Below are 24,668 nucleotides of genomic sequence, written 5' to 3' on the forward strand. Positions count from 1 at the left end.
CTGCTCGACCTGGTGGAGAGAAATGGTGGCGACTGGCTGAGCCCGGCATTCCGGATCACGCCGGACATGCTGCCCCTGGCTGACCTGACGCAGGAAGAGATCGACCGGATTGTCGATACGGTGCCCGGCGGCGCGGGCAATGTGCAGGACATCTACCCGCTGGCACCGTTGCAGGAAGGCATTCTTTACCATCACCTGGCGGCGGAGCAGGGCGACCCCTATGTGCTGCAGTCCTTGTTCGGTGCCGATCGCAGGGCACGCCTGGACGACTTTGCCCAGGCGTTGCAGGGCGTGATCAATCGTCATGACATTCTGCGCACCTCAGTGGTTTGGGAGGGGCTGGATGAGCCGGTGCAAGTGGTCTGGCACGAGGCCAAGCTGACGTTGGAGGAAATCGTGCTTGATCCGGCCGCCGGTGATGCCGTGTGGCAACTGCAACAGCGTTTCGACACCCGCCATCATCGTCTGGATGTAGGGCAGGCGCCGCTGATGCGGCTGATTTGCGCGCAGGATCGTGACAACGACCGTTGGGTGGCGATCCTGCTGTTCCACCACATGGCAATAGACCATACGGCACTGGAACTGGTGCAGGATGAAATGCAAGCGTTCCTGCTTGGGCAGGCCCACCAATTGCCCGACCCCGTGCCTTATCGCAACTACGTGGCGCAGGTTCGCCTGGGTGTGGGCGGTGATTCCCATGAAGCGTTTTTCCGCGAAATGCTGGCCGATGTCGATGAGCCGACCTTGCCACTGGGTTTTGCCGAGGTGCCTGAAGGCCAGTCGGTGATCGAAGAAGCCCACTTGCCGATCGACGCCTCGTTGAGCCGTCGCTTGCGGGCGCAGGCCCGCCAGTTGGGCGTCAGCGCCGCCAGCCTGCACCACTTGGCCTGGGCGCGAGTGGTGGGGGGTATTTCGGGCAAGCAGGACGTGGTCTTCGGTACGGTATTGATGGGGCGGATGCAGGGCGGTGACGGTGCCGACCGCGCGTTGGGCATGTTCATCAACACGCTGCCGCTGCGCGTGAAACTGGCCGGGCAAGGCGTGCGCGAAGGTGTAAAAAACACCCACGCCAGCCTGACGGCCTTGCTCGGTCACGAGCATGCTTCGCTGGCTTTGGCCCAGCGCTGCAGCGGCGTGCCTGCACCCGCTCCGCTGTTCGGTGCCTTGCTCAACTATCGGCATAGCAATACGGCCCAAGCACTTTCGACCCAGACTCTTGAAGCATGGGAAGGTTTGCATGCGCTGGGAGGCGCAGAGGGCACGAACTATCCGCTGACCTTGTCGGTGGATGATTTGGGCGAAGGCTTCAGTCTCAGCGTACTGGCCCTGGCCGGAATGGGCGCCCAACGCATTGGCGGGTATATGCGCCAGGCATTGGAGAACCTGGTCTGGATGCTCGAGCAGCAGCCGGACCTGTCCTTGCAGCACGTGTCGATCCTGCCGGCCTCGGAACGTGAGCAACTGCTGGTGACATTTAATGCCACCGAGGCCGACTATCCGCGGCAGCAGACGATTCACGGGTTGTTCGAGGACCAGGTCCGGCTCACGCCGGAGGCGGTGGCGGTGATCCGTGGCGAGCAGCGCCTGAGCTATGGGGAACTGAACGAGCGGGCCAACCGCCTGGCCCATTACCTGCGCAAGCAGGGCGTAGAGCCTGATTCGCGGGTGGCGATCTGCGTCGAGCGCGGTATCGACATGGTTGTTGGGTTGCTGGCGATTCTCAAGGCCGGTGGTGGTTATGTGCCGCTGGATCCGGCGTATCCGCTGGATCGCATCGCCTACATGCTGGAAGACAGTGCGCCGGCGGCGGTGTTGGCACAGACGGCGACCCTTGAATTGCTGGCCGCAGCATCAATGCCGGTGATCGATCTCGACAGCGGCTTGTGGCAGGGTGAATCGCCGCTGAATCCTGAAGTCACTGGCCTGACGTCCTCGCACTTGGCTTATGTCATCTACACCTCGGGTTCGACCGGTCTGCCCAAGGGCGTGATGATCGAGCACCGCAACACGGTGAACTTCCTGATCTGGGCCCATCGTTCGTTCGATGACGCCACGTTGTCGAAAACCCTGTTCTCGACGTCGCTGAACTTTGACCTGGCGGTCTACGAGTGCTTCGCGCCGTTGACCTCGGGCGGCAGCATCGAAGTCGTGACTAATGTGCTGGAACTGCAGCAAGGCGAGCACGACATCACGCTGATCAATACCGTGCCGTCGGCGCTCAAGGCCTTGCTGGAATCCGGCGGATTGGGCGAGGGCATCGACACGGTAAACGTGGCCGGTGAAGCGCTCAAGCGAAGCCTGGTGGAGACGTTGTTCGAGCAGACCCAGGTCAAACGCCTGTGCAACCTCTACGGCCCTTCGGAAACCACGACCTATTCAAGCTGGGTATCGATGGCCCGGGAAGATGGGTTTGCCGCGCATATCGGGAAACCCGTGGCAAACACCCAGTTCTATCTGCTGGATGAGCATAAACAACCTGTGCCGTTGGGCGTGCCGGGTGAAATCTACATCGGTGGTGTCGGGGTCGCTCGTGGTTACTTGAACCGCGACGAACTCACGGCCGAACGCTTCCTGAAAGATCCGTTCAGCGCCGTTCCAAACGCCCGCATGTACAAGACCGGCGACTTGGGCCGCTACCTGGCGGACGGCAACATCGAATACCTGGGCCGTAACGATGACCAAGTGAAGATCCGCGGTTTCCGCATCGAACTGGGGGAGATCGAGGCCAAGCTCGCCCAGGCTCCAGACATCAAGGAAACCGTAGTCCTGGCCCGTGAAGACGTACCGGGCGACAAGCGCCTGGTCGCGTATTTCACCCAGCATTCGCCAGACGATTCGGTAGACATCGAAGCCCTGCGCACGCACCTGCAAGCGCAACTGCCGGCCTACATGGTGCCCGTCGCCTACGTGCGCCTGGATGCCTTGCCACTGACGCCGAACGGCAAGCTCGACCGCAAGGCCCTGCCGGCACCGGATCTCGATGCCGTCATCACCCGTGGCTACGAAGCCCCGCAAGGCGAGGTCGAGACCACCCTGGCGCAGATCTGGCAAGACTTGCTCAAGGTCGAACGCGTGGGCCGCCACGATCATTTCTTCGAGCTGGGCGGCCATTCCCTGCTGGCGGTCACGCTGATCGAGCGGATGCGCCAGGCCGGCTTGAGCGCCGACGTGCGCGTACTGTTCAGCCAGCCCACCCTGGCCGCGCTGGCGGCCGCTGTCGGCAGCGGGAAGGAGATCAGCGTTCCGGCGAACCTGATTGCGCTGGACTGCGAACGCATCACCCCCGAGCTGCTGCCGCTGGCCAACCTGTCCCAGGCGACCATCGACCGTCTCGTGGCGACAGTGCCGGGTGGTACACGCAACGTGCAGGACATCTACCCGTTGGCGCCGCTGCAGGAAGGCATTCTTTATCATCACCTGGCCGCCGAACAAGGCGATCCCTACGTGCTGCAGGCGCAGTTTGCCTTTGACAGCCGCGAACGCCTCGACGCGTTCACCCAGGCCCTGCAAAGCGTCATTGATCGTCACGATATCTTGCGCACCAGTATTGTATGGGAAGGCCTGGACGAGCCCATGCAAGTGGTCCGTCGTGAGGCCAGGCTGCACCTCGAAACGCTCGATCTCGATCCGGTCGCTGGCGATGTCGCTGAGCAACTGCGCCAGCGTTTCGACTCGCGGCATTACCGCCTGGACATCGCTCAGGCACCGCTGATGCGCCTGGCTTATGGAAGGGACGAGGCCAATCATCGCCTGGTCGCGACATTGTTGTTCCATCACCTCGCCCTGGACCATACGGCGCTGGAAGTGGTGCAACACGAAATGCAAGCGCACCTGCTGGGTGAGGCCGGGCAATTGGCCGGAGCGGTGCCCTATCGCAACTACGTGGCGCAGGCACGACTGGGTGTGGATCGCGAAGAGCATGAGGCGTTTTTCCGTGACATGCTCGGCGATATCGACGAGCCAACGCTGCCATTCAATTTGCAGGATGTACAGGCTGGCGGACACGACATCGAAGAGACCAGCCAAGCGGTGGAGGGTGCCTTGGACCTGCGTCTGCGGGCCCAGGCGCGTCAACTGGGGGTGAGTGCCGCCAGCCTGGTGCACTTGGCGTGGGCGCAAGTGCTGGCCAAGGTATCCGGCAAGCAGGAGGTGGTGTTCGGTACGGTACTGATGGGCCGCATGCAGGGCGGCGAGGGCGCCGATCGGGCGCTGGGGATGTTCATCAACACCCTGCCGCTTCGCGTGAGTCTGGGCGAGCAAGGCGTCAAGGCTGGCGTCAAGGCTGTCCATGGGCAACTGACTGCCTTGCTGGGACACGAGCATGCCTCGCTGGCGCTGGCCCAACGTTGCAGTGGCGTAGCGGCACCGTTGCCGTTGTTCAGTGCCTTGCTCAATTACCGCCATGGTGCCACGACGGCGTCGAACGAAGCATCGTCGGCCTGGAACGGTATGCAGGCGCTGGGTGGTGAAGAACGGACCAATTACCCGCTGACATTGAACGTCGATGACCTGGGGACCGGTTTCAACCTGACGGTGCTGGTCGGGCAACAGATTGGTGCCCAACGGATTTGCGCTTATATGCACGCGGCATTGCAAACGCTCGTGCAGGCACTGGAACAGACGCCACAGGCGGCGCTGTATCGTCTGTCGATCTTGCCCGCAGCGGAACTGGAGCAATTGCTGGTGACGTTCAACGCCACCGAGGCGGACTATCCGCATCAGCAAACGATTCATGGATTGTTTGAAGAGCAGGTCCAGCGTACGCCGGAGGCGGTGGCGGTGGTCCGTGGCGAACAGCGCCTGAACTACCGCGAGTTGAACGAGCGGGCCAACCGCCTGGCCCATTACCTGCGCAAACAGGGCGTGCAGCCCGATTCGCGGGTGGCGATCTGTGTCGAGCGTGGCATCGACATGGTCGTGGGGTTGCTGGCGATTCTCAAGGCCGGCGGCGGTTATGTGCCGCTGGACCCGGCGTATCCGCTGGATCGCATCGCCTACATGCTGGAAGACAGTGCGCCGGCGGCGGTGTTGGCGCAGACGGCGACCCTTGGATTGCTGGCCGCAGCCTCGATGCCGGTGATCAATCTCGATAGTGGCGATTGGCAGGACGAGTCCGTCCAAAATCCTGAAGTGGCTGAGCTGACGTCTTCGCACCTGGCCTATGTCATTTACACCTCCGGTTCGACCGGTCTGCCCAAGGGCGTGATGATCGAACACCGAAATACAGTGAACTTCCTGACCTGGGCCCATCGTTCGTTCGATGACGCCACGTTGTCGAAAACCCTGTTTTCGACCTCGCTGAACTTCGACCTGGCGGTCTATGAATGCTTCGCGCCGCTGACCTCGGGCGGCAGCATCGAAGTGGTCACTAATGTGCTGGAACTGCAACAGGGCGATCACGACATCACGCTGATCAATACCGTGCCGTCGGCGCTCAAGGCCTTGCTGGAATCCGGCGGATTGGGCGAGGGCGTCGACACGGTCAACGTGGCCGGTGAAGCCTTGAAGCGAAGCCTGGTGGAAACCTTGTTCGAACAGACCCAGGTCAAACGCCTGTGCAACCTCTACGGCCCTTCGGAAACCACGACTTACTCAAGCTGGGTGTCGATGGCCCGCGAAGATGGATTTGCCGCGCATATCGGCAAACCGGTGGCGAACACCCAGTTCTATCTGTTGGACGAGCACAAACAACCCGTGCCACTGGGCGTTCCGGGCGAAATCTACATCGGTGGTGCCGGGGTCGCTCGTGGTTATCTGAACCGCGATGACCTGACGGCCGAGCGCTTCCTGAAAGATCCATTCAGCACGGCTCAAAATGCGCGCATGTATCGCACTGGCGACCTGGGCCGCTACCTGCCGGACGGCAACATCGAATACCTGGGCCGTAACGACGATCAGGTGAAGATCCGCGGTTTTCGTATCGAGCTGGGGGAGATCGAAGCCAAACTCGCCCAGGCTCCAAACATCAAGGAAACCGTGGTCGTGGCCCGTGAAGACGTGCCGGGTGACAAGCGCCTGGTGGCTTATTTCACCCAACACTCGCCGGACGAAACAGTAGAGATCGAAGCCCTGCGCACGCACCTGCAAGCGCAACTGCCGGCCTACATGGTGCCCGTCGCCTACGTGCGCCTGGATGCCTTGCCACTGACACCAAACGGTAAACTCGATCGCAAAGCCCTGCCGGCGCCGGACCTCGATGCGCTGATCACCCGTGGCTACGAAGCCCCGCAAGGCGAGGTCGAAACCATCCTGGCGCAGATCTGGCAAGACTTGCTCAAGATCGAACGCGTGGGCCGTCATGACCATTTCTTCGAGTTGGGTGGACACTCGCTGTTGGCCGTCAGCCTGATTGGCCGGATGCGCCAGCTCGGCTTGTCGGCGGACGTGCGGGTGCTGTTCAGCCAGCCAACGCTCGCGGCGCTGGCCGCCGCAGTCGGCAGTGGCGGCGAGGTCGCGGTGCCGGACAACGGCATTCTGCTGGGGTGCACCCGGATCACGCCGTCGATGCTGCCCTTGGTGGCGTTGGACCAGCAAGACATCGATCGTCTTGTGGAGACGGTGCCCGGTGGTGCGCGCAACGTGCAGGACATCTACCCGTTGGCGCCGTTGCAGGAAGGTATTCTTTATCACCACATCGCTGCGCACACGGGGGATCCCTATGTGTTGCAGGCCACGTTCACCGTCGCGGATCGCGAGCGGCTGGAGGCGTTTGCCCAGGCTCTGCAGGGCGTCATCGATCGCCACGACATCCTGCGTACTTCGGTGGTCTGGGAAGGTCTGGACGAGCCGGTGCAAGTGGTCTGGCGCAAAGCGCAACTGGCGGTGGAAGAATTGGCGCTGAGCGCCGAGGCGGGCGATATCGCCGGGCAGCTGCGCGAGCGCTTCGACACGCTGCATTACCGTCTGGACATGCAGCAGGCGCCGTTGATGCGCATCGCCTTCGCCCACGACCCGGCCAATCAACGCTGGGTGGCGATGTTGTTGTTCCATCACATGGTCCTCGACCACACGGCGCTGGAAGTGGTGCAGCACGAGATGCAGGCGCACCTGCTGGGCCAGGCCGAGCAACTGGGCCAAGCCGTGCCGTTCCGCAATTACGTGGCCCAGGCCCGCTTGGGCGTGAGCCGTGAAGAGCACGAAGGGTTCTTCCGCGACATGTTGAGTGATGTCGACGAACCGACATTGCCGTTCGGCTTGCTGGACGTACGTGGCGATGGCAGCGATATCGAAGAGGCCGGACTGAGCCTGTCTGCCGACCTGAGCCGCCGACTGCGGGCCCAGGCCCGTCAGTTGGGCGTGAGCGCCGCGAGCCTGCATCACCTGGCCTGGGCGCAAGTGCTGGGGCAGGTGTCCGGCAAGCAGGACGTTGTGTTTGGCACGGTGCTGATGGGGCGGATGCAGGGCGGCGACGGCGCTGACCATGCATTGGGCATGTTCATCAATACCTTGCCATTGCGGGTGGGCGTCGGAGCCCAAGGCGTGCGTGACGGCGTAAAAGCCACCCACGCTCGCCTGACCGGCCTGCTGGGGCACGAACACGCCTCGCTGGCGTTGGCCCAGCGTTGCAGCGGCGTGGTCGCACCGATGCCGCTGTTCAATGCCTTGCTCAATTATCGGCACAGTGCCCCAGGCGTTGCCTCAAGCGACGCCTTGGTGGCCTGGGACGGTATTCAACTGCTGAGCAACGAAGAGCGTACCAACTACCCGCTGACCTTGTCGGTAGATGACCTGGGCGAAGATTTCCACTTGTCGGCGCTGGCAGTGCCGCAGGTCGGCGCGCAGCGGATATGTGTCTACATGAACATTGCCCTGGAGCATCTGGTCGAAGCGCTGGAACAGGCTCCGGCGACGCCGTTGCACAGCCTGTCGATCCTGCCGCCGGCCGAGCGTCGGCAATTGCTGGTGGACTTCAACGCCACCACCCGCAGCTATCCCCAGGACAGGACCGTCCATGGCCTGTTCGAGGCACGGGCCAAGGAGCATCCGGAAGCAACCGCGGTTGTGCACAACGGCCACAGCCTGACGTACGTCGAGTTGAACCGCCGAGCCAATTGCCTGACCCGTCATTTGATTGGCCTGGGGGTGCAACCGGGCGATCGCGTGGCGATTATGCTGGAACGCTCGGTCGAGCTGCTGGTCAGCCAGCTGGCGATTCTCAAGTGCGCCGCGGTCTACGTGCCGCTGGACGTCAGCGCACCGCTCGAACGTCAGGATTTCATGGTGCGCGACAGCGGTGCCCGGACGCTTCTGACCCTGAGCGCGATGGCGCTGCCTGAGGGGGTTGCCCGTGTGGATCTGGATAGCGTGGTCCTGGAGACCGAGGCGGACCATGACCTGCGGCTGATACAAAGCACCGAATCGGTGGCCTACATCATGTACACCTCCGGCTCCACCGGCACTCCGAAAGGCGTGCTGGTGCCGCACCGGGCGATCAACCGACTGGTGATCAATAACGGCTACGCCGACTTCAACGCCCAGGACCGGGTGGCCTTCGCCTCCAACCCGGCCTTCGACGCCAGCACCCTCGACGTCTGGGCGCCGTTGCTCAACGGCGGTTGCGTGGTGGTGGTCGACCAGGACGTGCTGTTGTCCCAGGCGGATTTCCACGCGTTGTTGCTCGAACAATCGATCACTGTGTTGTGGATGACCGCGGGACTGTTTCATCAATACGCTGCCGGACTGATGTCGGCGTTCGCCCAATTGCGCTACCTGATCGTCGGTGGCGATGTGCTCGACCCAGCAGTGATCGGCCGCGTCCTGAAGGAAGGCGCGCCGTTGCACCTGCTCAACGGCTACGGCCCGACCGAAGCCACCACGTTCACCACCACCCATGAGATCAAGACCATGGGTGAGGGCGGTATTCCCATCGGTCGCCCGATTGGCAACACCCGTGTCTATGTATTGGATGCCAACCAACAGCCAGTGCCCATCGGCGTGGCTGGCGAGCTGTACATCGGTGGCGATGGTGTGGCGAAAGGGTATCTGAATCGCCCCGAGCTGAGCGCAGAGAAGTTCGTCGCCGACCCGTTCAATGCCGATCCCGGTGCCTTGCTCTACCGCACCGGCGACCTGGCGCGCTGGCGGGCGGACGGCACGGTGGATTACCTGGGGCGCAACGACGACCAGGTGAAGATCCGTGGTTTTCGTATCGAGTTGGGCGAGATCGAAGCGCGATTGGGCCAATGCCCAGGCGTGAAAGATGCGGTCGTGCTGGCGCGGCAAGACGATGCCGGTCCCAAGCGCCTGGTGGGGTATGTGATCCCCGAGCCGGGCGTGACCTTGTCGGTACACGACTTGCGGGGACAATTGTCGAGCGTGTTGGCCGATTACATGCTGCCCAGCGCGTTCGTGGTACTGCCAGCCTTCCCGCTGACCGCCAACGGCAAACTGGATCGCCGTGAGCTCCCGGCGCCGGATGCCGAGGCCTATGCCTCTCGCGAATATGAAGCACCGCTGGGAAAGGTGGAACAGACCCTGGCACGAATCTGGGCGGACGTGCTGAAGGTCGAGCAGGTGGGGCGCCACGACCACTTCTTCGAACTGGGCGGGCACTCGCTGCTGGCGGTGACGCTGATCGAACGCATGCGCCAGGCCGGCTTGAGCGCCGACGTGCGCGTACTGTTCAGCCAACCGACCCTGGCCGCACTGGCTGCGGCGATTGGCAGTGGCAGGGAAGTCAGCGTTCCGGCGAACCTGATTCCTTTGCACTGCGAATACATCACCCCTGATCTATTACCGCTGGTCAACCTGTCCCAGGACGCCATCGACCGACTCGTCGCCACCGTTCCCGGTGGTGCGCGCAACGTGCAGGACATCTACCCGCTGGCACCGTTGCAGGAAGGGATTCTTTATCACCACCTGGCCGCCGAGCAGGGCGACCCGTATGTGCTCCAGTCACAGTTCGCCTTCGACAACCGTGAACGCCTGGATGCCTTCATCGAGGCGCTGCAGGTGGTGATCGATCGCCACGACATCTTGCGCACCAGTGTGGTCTGGGAGGGGCTGGATGAGCCGGTGCAAGTGGTTTGGCGCCAGGTGCTGCTTGAACCACAGTGCATTGTGCCGGACGCCACCGCTGGCGACATTGCCACGCAACTGGCCAACCGCTTCGATGCGCGGCACTATCGCCTGGACCTGGGCCGGGCACCGTTGTTGCACTTGGCTTACGCCCGGGACGAGGCCCAGGACCGCTGGGTCGCGATCCTGTTGTTCCATCACATGGCGCTGGACCACACCGCCCTGGATGTGATGCAACATGAAATGCAAATGCATTTGCTGGGGCAGGGCGAGCAGTTCGGCGAAGCGATGCCTTATCGCAACTACGTGGCCCAGGCCCGCCTGGGCACGAGCGAACAAGAGCACGAAACGTTCTTCCGCGAGATGCTTGGTGATATCGACGAGCCGACGTTGCCTTTTGGCTTGCAGGACGTGCAGGGTGAGGGGCATGACATCGATGAGGATCGCCAGCCTGTCGATCTTGCGCTGTCCAGGCGCCTGCGGGTGCAGGCACGCCATCTGGGGGTGAGTGCCGCCAGCCTGGTGCACCTGGCCTGGGCACAGGTGCTGGGCAAGGTATCGGGCAAGCAGGAGGTGGTGTTCGGTACGGTCTTGTTGGGCCGGATGCAGGGCGGCGACGGGGCCGACCGCGCCCTGGGGATGTTCATCAACACCTTGCCGTTGCGAGTGGATGTGGGCACCCAGGACGTGCGCAGCGGCGTCAAGGCCACTCACGCACGCTTGACCGCCTTGCTGGGCCACGAACATGCCTCGTTGGCACTGGCGCAACGGTGCAGTGGCGTGGTGGCGCCGACGCCACTGTTCAGCGCCTTGCTCAACTACCGCCACAGCGCGGTCCAGGTGACCCAGGACGCCCTGTCGGCCTGGAGCGGGATCGACGCGCTGGGCGGTGATGAGCGGACCAATTATCCCTTGACCCTCAACGTGGATGACCTGGGTGACGGGTTCTTCCTCACGGCGATGGTCGATACGGTCATTGGTGCGCAACGTATTTGCGGTTATATGCAGGTAGCCTTGGAAAACCTGGTCATGGCCCTGGAGCAGGCACCGCAAACCCCGCTCCACGCGTTGGCGATCCTGCCACCGGCCGAGCGTCGGCAATTGCTCGAAACCTGGAACACGACCGACGTCGCGTATGCCGACGATGCCCTGATCCATCGGCAATTCGAGGGCTGGGCCGCTTCTCAACCCGATACCGTGGCCGTCGTGCATGAAGACCAGGCACTGACCTACGGCGAACTCAATGCCCGCGCCAACCAACTGGCCCACAGCCTCGTGGCCCTGGGTGTTCGTCCGGATGATCGGGTCGCCATCTGTGTCGAGCGCGGCCTGGACATGATCATTGGCCTGCTGGGCATCCTGAAAGCCGGCGCGGGGTATGTACCGCTGGACCCCACTTATCCACCCGAACGCATCGCCTACATGCTGCATGACAGCAGCCCCGTGGCGGTGGTGACCCAGCCGCAATGGCGCGACAGCCTGCCGGTATTGCCGGTGCCCACCCTGGTGCTCGACCCGGCCGAAGCCGGCGAAATCAGCCCGCAACCGCGGCACAATCCCGATGTGGCAGACCTGAATGCCAGCCACTTGGCCTACGTGATCTACACCTCCGGCTCCACCGGCCTGCCCAAGGGCGTGATGGTCGAGCATCGCAACGTCGCGCGGCTGTTTTCGGCAACCCAGCCCTGGTTCGAATTTGGCCCGCAAGATGTATGGGCGCTGTTCCATTCCTTTGCCTTCGACTTCTCGGTCTGGGAAATCTGGGGCGCCTTGACCCACGGTGGCCGCTTGCTGGTGGTACCGCAACTGGTCAGCCGTTCACCGCAATACTGCTATGCCTTGTTGTGCGAAGCGAGTGTGACCATCCTCAACCAGACGCCGAGTGCCTTCCGCCAATTGATCGCCGCCCAGGGTGAAAGCGACCTGGATCACCACCTGCGGCAAGTGATCTTCGGCGGCGAGGCATTGGAAACCGGGATCCTCAAGCCGTGGTACGCCCGCCAGGCCAATGCCAGGACGCAGTTGGTCAACATGTACGGCATTACCGAAACGACGGTGCACGTGACGTATCGTCCGCTTGACGCGGCCGACGCGCAGTTGGCCGGCGTCAGCCCGATTGGCAAGCGCATTCCCGACCTGCAACTGTACGTGCTCGACGCCCAGCGCGAGCCGGTGCCGGTGGGAGTGATAGGCGAGATGTACGTGGGCGGCGGCGGGGTCAGTCGTGGTTATTTGAACCGTGACGAACTGACCGCCGAGCGTTTCCTCGACAACCCGTTCAGCCCCGAGCCGAACGCACGAATGTACCGGACCGGCGACTTGGGTCGCTGGCTGGCGGACGGCAGCATCGAGTACCTGGGCCGCAACGACGACCAAGTGAAGATCCGCGGTTTCCGTATCGAATTGGGCGAGATCGAAGCCAAGCTGGCCGCGTGCAATGGTGTGCGGGAGGCCGTGGTGGTGGCGCGCCAGGATACACCGGGCGATCAGCGCCTGGTGGCCTATGTGATCGCCGAGGAGGGCGAGCCGCCATCGGCCGCCGAGCTGCGCGACGAACTGCTGGGTTCGCTGGCCGAATACATGGTGCCCAGCGCATTCGTGATGTTGACGGTGTTCCCGTTGACCACCAACGGCAAGTTGGACCGCAAGGCATTGCCGGTGCCTGACCAGTCGTCGGTGGTGACCCGTGAATATGAGGCCCCTCAAGGCGAGGTCGAGATCGCCATTGCCAGGATCTGGCAAGACCTGCTGCACGTTGAGCGGGTCGGCCGCCACGATCATTTCTTTGAAATGGGCGGCCACTCGTTGCTGGCGGTGAAGTTGGTCGAGCGTATGCGCCAGATCGACTTGGCGGCCGACGTCCGCGTGCTGTTCGGCCAGCCGACGTTGGCGGCGCTGGCCGCTGCGGTGGGTGGCTGCCAGGAAGTCCGGGTGCCGGCCAACCTCATCCCGGACGACTGTTCGCGGATCACGCCGGACATGTTGCCGCTGGCCACGTTGAGCCAGGACGAGATCGACCGTGTCGTGGCGACGGTGCCCGGTGGCGTGGGCAATGTGCAGGACATCTATGCCTTGACGCCGCTGCAGGAGGGCATTCTGTATCACCACGTCGCGGCGGCCAAAGGTGATCCTTACCTGCAATACATCCTGTTCGCTTTTGACAGCCGTGCCCACTTGGATCTTTTCGCCAAGGCACTGCAAAGCGTGGTGTCCAGGCATGACATCCTGCGCACCGGCGTGGTCTGGGAAGGCATTGACGAACCGGTTCAAGTGGTCTGGCGCGAGGCGCGGCTGGGGTTCGATGAGATCGTGTTGGACGCTGCGGCGGGAGATATCGCCCGGCAACTGCGCGAACGTCTGGATCCGCGCCACTATCGCCTGGACATTCGTCAGGCGCCGATGATGCGCATTGGCTACGCACAAGACGTGGCGAACAACCGCTGGGTGGGCATGCTGTTGTTCCACCACATGGTCGATGATGCGACCTCGCTGGCCATGCTCGCTGCGGAAATTGGCGTGCACATGTCCGGCGGCGAACAGGGACTGGCGGCCTCGGTGCCGTATCGCAACTTCGTGGCACAGGCGCGGCTCGGCGTCAGCCGCGAAGAACATGAAGCATTTTTCCGTGACATGCTGGGTGATGTGGCTGAACCGACGCTGCCCTTCGGTTTGCAGGATGTGCAGGGTGACGGGCACGACATCGAGGAGGTCCGCCAGAGAGTCGATGCCCAGCTTGGCCAGCGTCTGCGCGTACAGGCGCGTCAGCTTGGCGTGAGCGCGGCAAGCTTGTATCACCTGGCCTGGGCGCTGGTGCTGGGCAAAGTGTCGGGCAAGGAAGACGTGGTCTTTGGCACCGTGCTGTTGGGGCGCATGCAGGGCGGTGAAGGCGCCGACCGTGCATTGGGCATGTTCATCAACACCTTGCCGTTGCGGGTGAGCCTGGGCGCGCAAGGGGTGCGTGCCGCCGTCAAGTCGACCCATGCACGCTTGACGGCGCTGCTGGGGCACGAGCATGCCTCGTTGGTCCTGGCGCAGCGCTGCAGTGGCGTGGCTGCACCGGCGCCGTTGTTCAGCGCGCTGCTCAACTATCGCCATCTCGGTGCCCAGGCGCCTTCCAGTGAAGTCATTGCGGCCTGGGAGGGGATCCAGACACTGGAAGGTGAGGAGCGCACCAACTATCCGCTGACGTTGTCGGTGGATGACTTGGGTGAAGGTTTCAACCTGACCGTCATGGCCCAGGCACCCATTGGTGCCGAGCGTGTTTGCAATTATGTGCAATGCGTTGTGGAGAATCTGGTGCAGGCGCTGGAGCAATCGCCGTTGGCTCCTTTGAGCGGGCTGAAGATCCTGCCGCCGGCCGAGCGTCGGCAATTGCTCGAGAGCTGGAACGGCACGGGCGTCGCATTCGCCCAGGATGCGCTCATCCATGCTCAGTTTGAAGTCTGGGCCGCGGCACAGCCCGAGGCCATGGCGGTCATGTTCGAGGAACGAACGTTGACCTACGGCGAGCTCAACGCCCGGGCCAACCAGGTCGCTCATCGCCTGTTGGCGCAGGGTATTCGCCCGGATGACCGGGTCGCGATCTGTGTCGAGCGTGGTTTGGACATGATCGTCGGCCTGTTGGGGATCCTGAAGGCCGGCGCCGGTTATGTGCCGGTGGATCCGGCCTACCCGATGGAACGCATTGCCTACATGCTGCGTGACAGTATGCCGGTTGCGCTGTTGGCCCACGCCGCCACGCATCGTCTGTTGGCGGGCGTCTCGATGCCGGTGCTGCAACTCGATGACGGTAGCTGGCAGGACGAATCCGTCGCCAACCCGCAAGTGCCGGGCCTGGACTCCAGCCACTTGGCCTATGTGATCTACACCTCGGGTTCGACCGGGTTGCCCAAGGGGGTGATGGTCGAGCACCGCAACGTCGCCCGACTGTTTTCGGCAACCCAGCCCTGGTTCGAATTTGGCCCGCAAGATGTTTGGGCGCTGTTCCATTCCTTCGCCTTCGACTTCTCGGTCTGGGAAATCTGGGGCACCTTGACCCACGGTGGCCGCTTGCTGGTGGTGCCGCAACTGGTCAGTCGTTCTCCGCAAGATTGCTACGCGCTGCTGTGCGAGGCCGGTGTGACCGTGCTGAACCAGACGCCAAGCGCTTTCCGGCAACTGATCGTGGCCCAGGGTGAGAGCGACCAGCGCCACAGCCTGCGCCAGGTGATCTTTGGCGGTGAGGCGCTGGAAACCAGCATGCTCAAGCCGTGGTATGCCCGTGCGACCAATGCCGGGACACAACTGGTGAACATGTACGGCATCACCGAAACGACGGTGCATGTGACTTACCGTCCGCTTGAAGCGGCCGACGCGCAGTTGACGGGGGTCAGCCCCATCGGCAAGCGCATTCCCGACCTGCAGTTGTACGTGCTCGATGCCCAGCGCGAGCCGGCGCCGGTGGGCGTGGTGGGCGAGATGTACGTGGGGGGCGCGGGTGTCAGCCGTGGTTATTTGAACCGCGACGAACTGACCGCCGAGCGCTTCCTCGACAACCCGTTCAGCCCCGAGCCGAATGCGCGGATGTACCGGACCGGCGACCTGGGTCGCTGGCTGGCGGACGGCAGCATCGAGTACCTGGGGCGCAACGACGACCAGGTGAAGATCCGTGGTTTCCGGATCGAACTGGGCGAGATCGAAGCGACCTTGACCGCCTGCGAGGGGGTCAGCGAGGCAGTGGTCATCGCTCGCGAGGACGAGCCGGGCAACAAGCGCCTGGTGGCTTATGTGATTGCCGCAGAGGGTGCGCAACCGTCGGCGGTCGACTTGCGTACACAGTTGTTGCAGTCGCTGGCGGAGCACATGGTCCCCAGCGCCTTCGTGATCCTTGACGCGTTCCCGTTGACCACCAACGGCAAGCTTGATCGCAAGGTGTTGCCGGCGCCGGATCAGTCGGCAGTGATCAGCCGTGAATACGAAGTCCCGCAAGGCGAGGTCGAGACGACCATCGCGCGGATCTGGCAGGATTTGCTCAAGCTTGAACGGGTCGGTCGTCACGACAATTTCTTCGAGCTGGGCGGTCATTCGCTACTGGCCGTGAAACTGATCGAACGTATGCGCCAGGTCGACCTGGCCGCCGATGTGCGGGTGCTGTTCGGCCAGCCGACGCTGGCCGCGTTGGCCGCCGCGGTGGGCGGTGTCAGGGCGGTTGTGGTGCCGGGCAATGCGATTCCGGATGGCTGTACGCGGATCACCCCGGACATGTTGCCCCTGGCTGACCTGGACCAGGACGCCATCGACCGAATCGTGGCCACGGTGCCGGGTGGCGTGACGAATGTGCAGGATATCTACGCCCTGGCGCCACTGCAGGAGGGGATTCTCTACCACCACCTTGCCGCGGAGCAGGGCGACCCCTACGTGCTGCAGGTGCTGTTCGGCTTTGACAACCGCGAACGGTTGCAAGCCTTTGCCCAGGCCTTGCAGAGCGTGGTGTCGCGTAATGACATCTTGCGCACCAGCATGGTCTGGCAAGGCCTGGAAGCACCGGTGCAAGTGGTATGGCGCCATGCGACCCTGGACCTGGAAGAGATCGAGGTGGATCCGGCGGGGGGCGAGGTGGTGCAGCAACTGCACGGGCGTTTCGATCCGCGTCATTACCGTCTCGACATCGCCCAGGCACCGTTGATGCGCTTTGCCTTTGCCCAGGATGTGGCGAATCAGCGCTGGGTCGGCATGCTGTTGTTCCATCACATGGCGTTGGATCACACGGCGCTTGAGGTCGTGGTGCACGAGATGCAGGCCAGTCTCTTGGGCCAGGCGCACTTGCTTGCGCCCGCCGTGCCGTATCGCAACCATGTGGCCCAGGCGCGACTGGGGGTCAGTCGGGAACAGCACGAAGCGTTTTTCCGCGAGATGCTCAGCGATATCGATGCGCCAACGTTGCCGTTCGGTTTGCAGGATGTGCAGGGTGATGGCAGCGGTATCGAAGAAGCACATCAGGACGTGGATGCTGCGCTGGCGCAGCGCCTGCGGGCCCAGGCCCGTCAGCTCGGTGTGAGCGCGGCAAGCCTGGTTCACTTGGCCTGGGGGCATGTGGTCGGGCGGGTTTCGGGCCGTGAAGAGGTGGTGTTCGGCACCGTGCTGATGGGACGGATGCAGGGCGGCGACGGGGCCGATCGGGCCCTGGGCATGTTCATCAATACGTTGCCATTGCGTGTCAGTGTCGGCGCTCAAGGCGCCCGTGCCGGTGTCAAGGCGACTCATGGCCGGTTGTCGGCCTTGCTGGGGCACGAGCACGCCTCGTTGTCCCTGGCGCAGCGCTGCAGTGGTGTACCGACCTCGCTGCCATTGTTCAGCGCCTTGCTCAATTATCGACACAGCGCGGCTGAAGCGGTGTCCGATCAGGCCATCTCGGCCTGGCAGGGGATGCAAACCCTGCACATGGAAGAACGCACCAACTATCCGTTGTGCCTGAACGTGGACGACCTGGGCGAAGGCTTCCGGTTCACCGCTCAAGCAGTGGTCGAAGTGGGTGCCCAACGTGTCTGCGGTTACATGCATACAGCGCTGGAAAGCCTGGTGACAGCATTGGAGCAGACGCCTGAACGGGCGTTGCATGAATTGCCGATTGTGCCGGCAGCAGAGCGCGCAAAGTTGCTGGTGAACTTCAACGCCACCCAGTCTGACTATCCGCAAGAGCAGACCATCCATGGCCTGTTCGAGGCCCAGGTACTGCGCACGCCGGATGCCGTGGCGGTGCGCCATGGCCGGCGTCAGTTCAATTATCGTGAACTCAATGGGCTCTCCAACCGCTTGGCCCATTACCTGCGCAAGCAGGGCGTGCAGCCCGATTCGCGGGTGGCGATCTGCGTCGAGCGCGGTATCGACATGGTCGTGGGGTTGTTGGCGATTCTCAAGGCCGGCGGCGGTTATGTGCCGCTGGATCCGGCCTATCCGCTGGATCGCATCGCCTACATGCTGGAAGACAGCGCCCCGGCGGCGATCCTGGTTCAAGGAACCACACGCAGCTTGCTGGGTGAGACGGCGGTACCGGTGATCGACCTCGACAAAGGCCTCTGGCAGGACGAGGCGGCGCCCAATCCGCAGGTGCCGGGCTTGACCTCGTCGCACCTGGCCTATGTCATCTATACCTCAGGTTCGACCGGTCTGCCCAAGGGTGTGATGATCGAACACCGCAACACGGTGAACTTCCTGACCTGGGCCCATCGTTCGTTCGATGACGCCACGTTGTCGAAAACCCTGTTCTCGACATCGCTGAACTTCGACCTGGCGGTCTACGAGTGCTTCGCGCCGTTGACCTCGGGCGGCAGCATCGAAGTGGTCACTAATGTGCTGGAACTGCAAGAGGGCGAGCACGACATCACCCTGATCAATACCGTGCCGTCGGCGCTCAAGGCCTTGCTGGAGTCTGGCGGTGTAGGCGAGGGCGTCGACACGGTCAACGTCGCCGGTGAAGCCTTGAAGCGCAGCCTGGTGGAGACGTTGTTCGAGCAGACCCAGGTCAAACGCCTGTGCAACCTCTACGGCCCTTCGGAAACCACGACTTACTCAAGCTGGGTGTCGATGGCCCGCGAAGATGGATTTGCCGCGCACATCGGCAAACCGGTGGCGAACACCCAGTTCTACCTGTTGGACGAGCACAAACAACCCGTGCCACTGGGCGTGCCGGGCGAAATCTACATCGGTGGTGCCGGGGTCGCTCGTGGTTATCTCAATCGTGATGACCTGACGGCTGAACGCTTCCTCAAGGACCCGTTCAGCAGCTCTGTAAACGCCCGCATGTATCGCACTGGCGACCTGGGCCGCTACCTGGCGGACGGCAACATCGAATACCTGGGCCGTAACGATGACCAGGTGAAGATCCGCGGTTTCCGCATCGAACTGGGGGAGATCGAAGCCAAGCTCGCGCAACACGATGCCTTGAACGAAGCCGTGGTCCTGGCTCGTGAAGATGTGCCGGGGGACAAGCGCCTGGTCGCCTATTTCACCCAGCATTCGCCAGTAGACATCGAAGCCCTGCGCGCGCATCTGCAAGCACAGCTGCCGGCCTATATGGTGCCCGCTGCCTACGTGCGCCTGGATGCGTTGCCACTGACGCCGAACGGTAAGCTCGACCGCAAGGCTCTGCCGGCGCCAGACCTGGATGCCGTCATTTCCCGTGGCTACGAAGCCCCGCAAGGCGAGGTCGAAACCACCCTGGCGCAGATCTGGCAAGACCTGCTGGGCCTGCAACAGGTCGGTCGTCATGATCAGTTCTTCGAACTGGGGGGCCACTCGTTGCTGGCGATTCAATTGATTTCCCAGGTGCGTCTGCGCCTGGGTGTGGAGTTGGGCCTGACCGAACTGTTCGCCCAGCCCCAGCTCATGGGGTTGGCGCAGGCAGTGGCCGTTGCCGGGCGCAGCACGTTGCCGGAGATTGTCCGGGTTTCTCGAAAGGACGACTTGCCCTTGTCGTTCGCCCAACAGCGCCTATGGTTCCTGGCACAGATGGAAGGGGCGAGCGCGGCCTACCACATACCCGCCGGGCTGCGCCTACGCGGTGTGCTGGACCGAGCCGCCTTGCAGCGGGCCCTGGACCGTATTGTCGCCCGCCATGAGGCCCTGCGTACTACCTTCGTGCAGGTGCGGGGACAGGAGGCTCGGCAGCGCATCGCGCCCGCCGATGTCGGGTTCGCGCTGCTGCACCATGACTTCTGCGGCCAGGCCGATGCCGAGGACCAACTGCACGCACTGGCGGCGCAGGAAGCCACAGATACCTTTAGCCTGGAACAGGGTCCATTGATCCGCGGCCGGCTGATCCGTCTCGGCAGCGAGGACCATGTGTTGCTGCTGACCATGCACCACATCGTCTCGGACGGTTGGTCCATTGGCGTGTTGATCAAGGAATTGACGGCACTTTATGAAGCGTTTCGTCATGACCTGGACGATCCACTGCCGGCGTTGACGGTGCAGTACAGCGACTACGCTGTCTGGCAACGTCGCTGGTTGAGCGGCGAAGTGCTGCAAACCCAAAGCGATTACTGGCGACAGGCCCTGGCCGATGCACCAGCCTTGTTGATGCTGCCCACCGACCGTGCCCGTCCTGCGCAGCAGGACTATGCCGGGGCGACATTGCCGGTGGCCTTCGATGCCGAGTTGACCGCGAACCTCAAGGCCCTGAGCCAGCGCCACGGCGTTACCTTGTACATGACCATGATGGCCGCCTGGGGGGCGTTGTTGAGCCGGCTTTCGGGCCAGGATGAAGTGGTGATCGGCTCGCCGGTGGCCAACCGCACGCGGTCGGAAGTCGAGGGATTGATCGGCTTCTTCGTCAACACCTTGGCCGTGCGCATCGATCTCTCGGGGGCGCCGACCGTGGAAACCTTGCTGGCCCGGGTCAAGGCCCAGGCCCTTGGCGCCCAGGCGCATCAGGACCTGCCATTCGAACAAGTGGTGGAAGTGCTCAAACCGGTGCGCAGCCTGGCCCACAGCCCGCTGTTCCAGGCCATGCTGTCGTGGCAGACCCATGACAACGCTGAACTGGTGCTGGGGGACTTGAAACTCGAAGGCCTGGGGGCGGCAAGCAACGTTGCCAAATTCGACGTGTCCCTGGAGCTGAGCGAGATCCAAGGGCAGATGTTTGGTGCCCTTGAATACGCCACGGCGTTGTTCGACGAGAGCACGGTGCAGCGTTACCTCGGCTACTTCGAGCGCCTGCTGCGGGCCATGGTCGCCAGTGATCAGACCCTGATCGAACGGATCGCGCTGCTGGACAACGCCGAACGCGAGCATTTGCTGGCAGGCCTCAACGCGACCCAGGCCGCGTACCCACGTGAACAGACGGTCCACCAGTTGTTCGAAGCTCAGGTCGAGGCTCGACCGGACGCCATTGCTGTCGTGTTCGGTGATGAGCGCCTGAGTTACGCCGAACTGAACCGCCAGGCTAACCAGATGGCCCATCACCTGATCGGCCTGGGCATCCGCCCGGATGACCGGGTGGCGATCTGCGTTGAACGCGGTGCCGACATGCTCATCGGCCTGTTGGCCATTCTCAAGGCCGGTGCCGGTTACGTACCGCTCGATCCGGCGTTTCCAGCCGAACGCTTGGCCTACATGCTCGCCGACAGTGCCCCGGTGGCGCTGCTGAGCCAAGGTGAGTTGCTAGGTCGTCTGCCCGCGCTGGCGGTGCCGGTGGTGCTGCTCGACCGCGCCGAGCGCGTGCGTTGCGGTATTGCCGCCGGTCGCGACGATAATCCGCTCGTCGCGACCCTGGGCGTGCGCCACCTGGCCTACGTCATCTACACCTCTGGCTCCACCGGTAACCCCAAAGGGGTGATGATCGAACACCGGGGCCTGGTCAACTACTGCGTCGATGCGGTTCGCTTGTTCGGCCTGACACCGGCCGACACGGTGCTGCAGCAGAACACCCTGAACTTCGACCTGTCGGTGGAAGAGATCTTCCCGGCGCTGCTGGCCGGCGCCACCCTGGCGCCGACCCGGCAGCTGTTTGGCAGTGCCGAGTTGCAACAAAACGGTGATATTCGCCCGACCTTCCTGCACCTGACGGCGGCCCACTGGCATACCCTCGCGGCCGAATGGCACAACTCACCGGCCCAGGCGCGGGACCATTTGCGCGACGTGCGGCTGATCAACGTCACCGGTGACGCCTTGTCGACGCAGAAATTGCAGATGTGGGACGCGGTTCGTCCCGCGCATACCCGATTGGTCAACACCTATGGCCCGACCGAGGCCACGGTGTCCTGCACGGCCGCCTACATGGAGCATGACGCGGTCGATGGCATCCTCGGCAATGCCAGCATCGGCAGGCCGATGGCCAACACCCGTATCTACCTGCTCGATGCGCACCGCCAGCCGGTGCCGTTCGGGGTCATGGGGGAAATCTTCATCGGTGGCGACGGTGTGGCGCGCGGCTACCTGAACCTTGACGCCATCAGCGCCGAACGCTTCTTGGCCGACCCGTTCAGCGACCAGCCCGATGCGCGCCTGTACAAGACCGGCGACCTGGCCCGTTATCGTCCGGACGGACGCCTCGAATACCTGGGGCGCAACGACTTCCAGGTCAAAGTCCGTGGCTTCCGGATCGAATTGGGCGAGATCGAGGCCCGGCTGAGCGACTGTGCCGGGGTCAAGGAAGCGGCGGTGATCGTGCGCGAAGACACGCCGGGCGACAAACGCCTGGTGGCCTATGTGGTACCGCAGGCTGGAGCGAACCTGAACGCGGCGACCCTGCGCGCGCAGTTGTCGATGCAACTGGCCGAGTACATGCTGCCTGGCGCGTTCGTCAGCCTGGCGGCGCTGCCGCTGACGCCGAACCGCAAGCTCGACCGCCAGGCGTTGCCGGCACCCGATGCCAAGGCGTACGCCAGCCGCGCCCATGAAGCGCCTCAGGGCAACACGGAAATCGTTCTGGCGCAGATCTGGCAAGCCCTGCTCAAGGTCGAGTCGGTGGGCCGCCACGATCACTTCTTCGAACTGGGTGGGCATTCCTTGCTGGTGATGCGCTTGATCGCCCAGGTGCGCGAGCAATTGGGCGTGGAACTGAACCTGAGGGATGTCTTTGCCCAGCCGCAATTGAGTGCGCTGGCCCAGGTGCTCTCCGAGGCGGCGCGCAGCACCCGGCCGGGTATCGTGCCGGTGTCCCGCGAACAGGCGTTGCCGTTGTCTTTCGCCCAGCAGCGTCTCTGGTTCCTGGCGCAACTGGACGGTAGCAGTGCGGCGTATCACATCCCCACCGGTTTGCGCCTGCGAGGCGCGCTGGATACTTCGGCCCTCAAGCGTGCGCTGGACCGTATCGTGGCCCGCCACGAGGCCTTGCGCACCACGTTTGTGCAGGCGCAGGGGCAGGAAGTAGAGCAGCGCATTGCCCCGGTCGATGTCGGTTTTGCGTTGCAGTTGCAGGCCCTGGCAGGGCGAGCGGACGCCGAAACCGAGCTGCAGGCCCTGGCCGAGGAAGAGGCTCGCAAGGCTTTCGACCTGGCCCACGGCCCGCTGGTACGTGGCCGACTGGTGCGGATGGCGGACGATGATCATGCGCTGTTGATCACCCTGCACCATATCGTCTCGGACGGTTGGTCCGCCGATCTGCTGACCCATGAGTTGGGCGTGCTGTATGAGGCGTTCCGTCAGGGGCAGGACGATCCGTTGCCGGCATTGCCGATTCAGTACGCGGACTATGCCCTCTGGCAGCGGCGCTGGCTTACCGGGGAGGTCCTGGACAAGCAGGAACGCTTCTGGCGGCAAACCCTGGCCGATGCACCGGCCCTGTTGACGTTGCCTTCCGATCGGCCACGGCCTGCACAGCAGGATCACGCCGGCGCCGCGGTGGGGGTCGTCCTCGACGAAACCCTGACCCAAGGCCTCAAGGCGTTGAGCCAGCGCCATGGCGCCACCTTGTTCATGACGGTCATGGCCGCCTGGGCTACGGTGCTCAGTCGCCTCTCCGGCCAGCACGACGTTGTCATCGGCACGCCGGTGGCGAACCGCATGCAGGCGGAAGTCGAGGGCTTGATCGGCCTATTCGTCAACACGCTGGCGCTGCGCGTCGATGTGGCGGATGAGCTGACGGTGCAAGCCTTGTTGCAACAAGTGAAGGTTCGGACCCTGGATGCCCAGGCGCACCAGGACCTGCCGTTCGAACAGGTGGTGGAGGTGGTCCGGCCATTGCGCAGCCTGTCCCATAGCCCGGTGTTCCAGGCCATGCTGTCATGGCAGAACAACGAAGCCACGGGATTGGAACTGGGCGACATGTCGCTGCAAGGGCTGGGTGTGACCAGCCGCACCGCGAAGTTCGACGTGTTGCTGGACATGGCCCTTATTGATGGGCGCCTGTTCGGGGCGCTGGAGTACGCCACGGCGCTCTTCGATCAGACCACGATGGAACGCTACCTCGGGTACCTGGAGTGCGTGCTGCGCACCATGGTCGCTGACGAGCAGGCACGCGTGGCGCAGATCCCGTTGCTGGGTGACAGCGAGCGCCAGTCTCTGCTGGACGGGTTCAACGCCACGGTGGTGGATTACCCGCAAGGCGTGACCTTGCACGGCCTGTTCGAGGTACGCGTTGATATGTGCCCGGACGCTGTGGCCGTAGTGTCCGACGACGCTCAACTGAGCTACGCGCAACTGAATCGTCGCGCCAATCAGGTTGCCCATCGCCTGATCGCCCTGGGCATCCGCCCGGACGACCGTGTGGCGATCTGTGCCGATCGCAGCCTGGACATGGTCGCGGGCCTGCTTGGGATTCTCAAGGCCGGCGCGGCGTATGTGCCGCTGGATCCGGATTATCCCCTGGAGCGCCTGGCCTACATGTTGGAGAACAGCGCGCCCATGGTGGTGCTGACCCAACGTGCCTTGCAGGCCAGCCTGCCGAGCACCGCTGCCCGGGTCATGCTGTTGGACGCGGCCGACGAGGAAGGTTTCTCGATCCAGCCAACCCACAATCCGTCGGTCGAAGGCCTGCATGCCCATCACCTGGCCTATGTCATCTACACCTCGGGTTCCACCGGCCTGCCCAAGGGCGTGATGAACGAGCATGGCGGGGTGGTCAACCGCCTGCTGTGGATGCAGGACCAATACGGCTTGACCGCCGCCGACGCGGTGCTGCAAAAGACCCCGTTCAGCTTCGACGTGTCGGTGTGGGAGTTCTTCTGGCCGCT

1 protein-coding gene (running past one end of the window) is annotated in these 24,668 nt (G+C 63.4%); it reads left to right on the top strand.

Translation table 11 applies throughout. The features are described 5' to 3' along the window. A protein-coding gene (locus tag AB7M32_RS17165) for a non-ribosomal peptide synthase/polyketide synthase (RefSeq protein WP_454252153.1) crosses the window boundary here: on the top strand, positions 1 to 24,668 show its 5' portion. Its footprint extends 1,639 nt past the window's final position; 24,668 of the gene's 26,307 nt are visible here — the first part of the coding sequence; it begins with the start codon at positions 1 to 3; its stop codon lies beyond the right edge, outside the window.

The sequence above is a fragment of the Pseudomonas sp. R151218B TE3479 genome, from assembly GCF_053629195.1.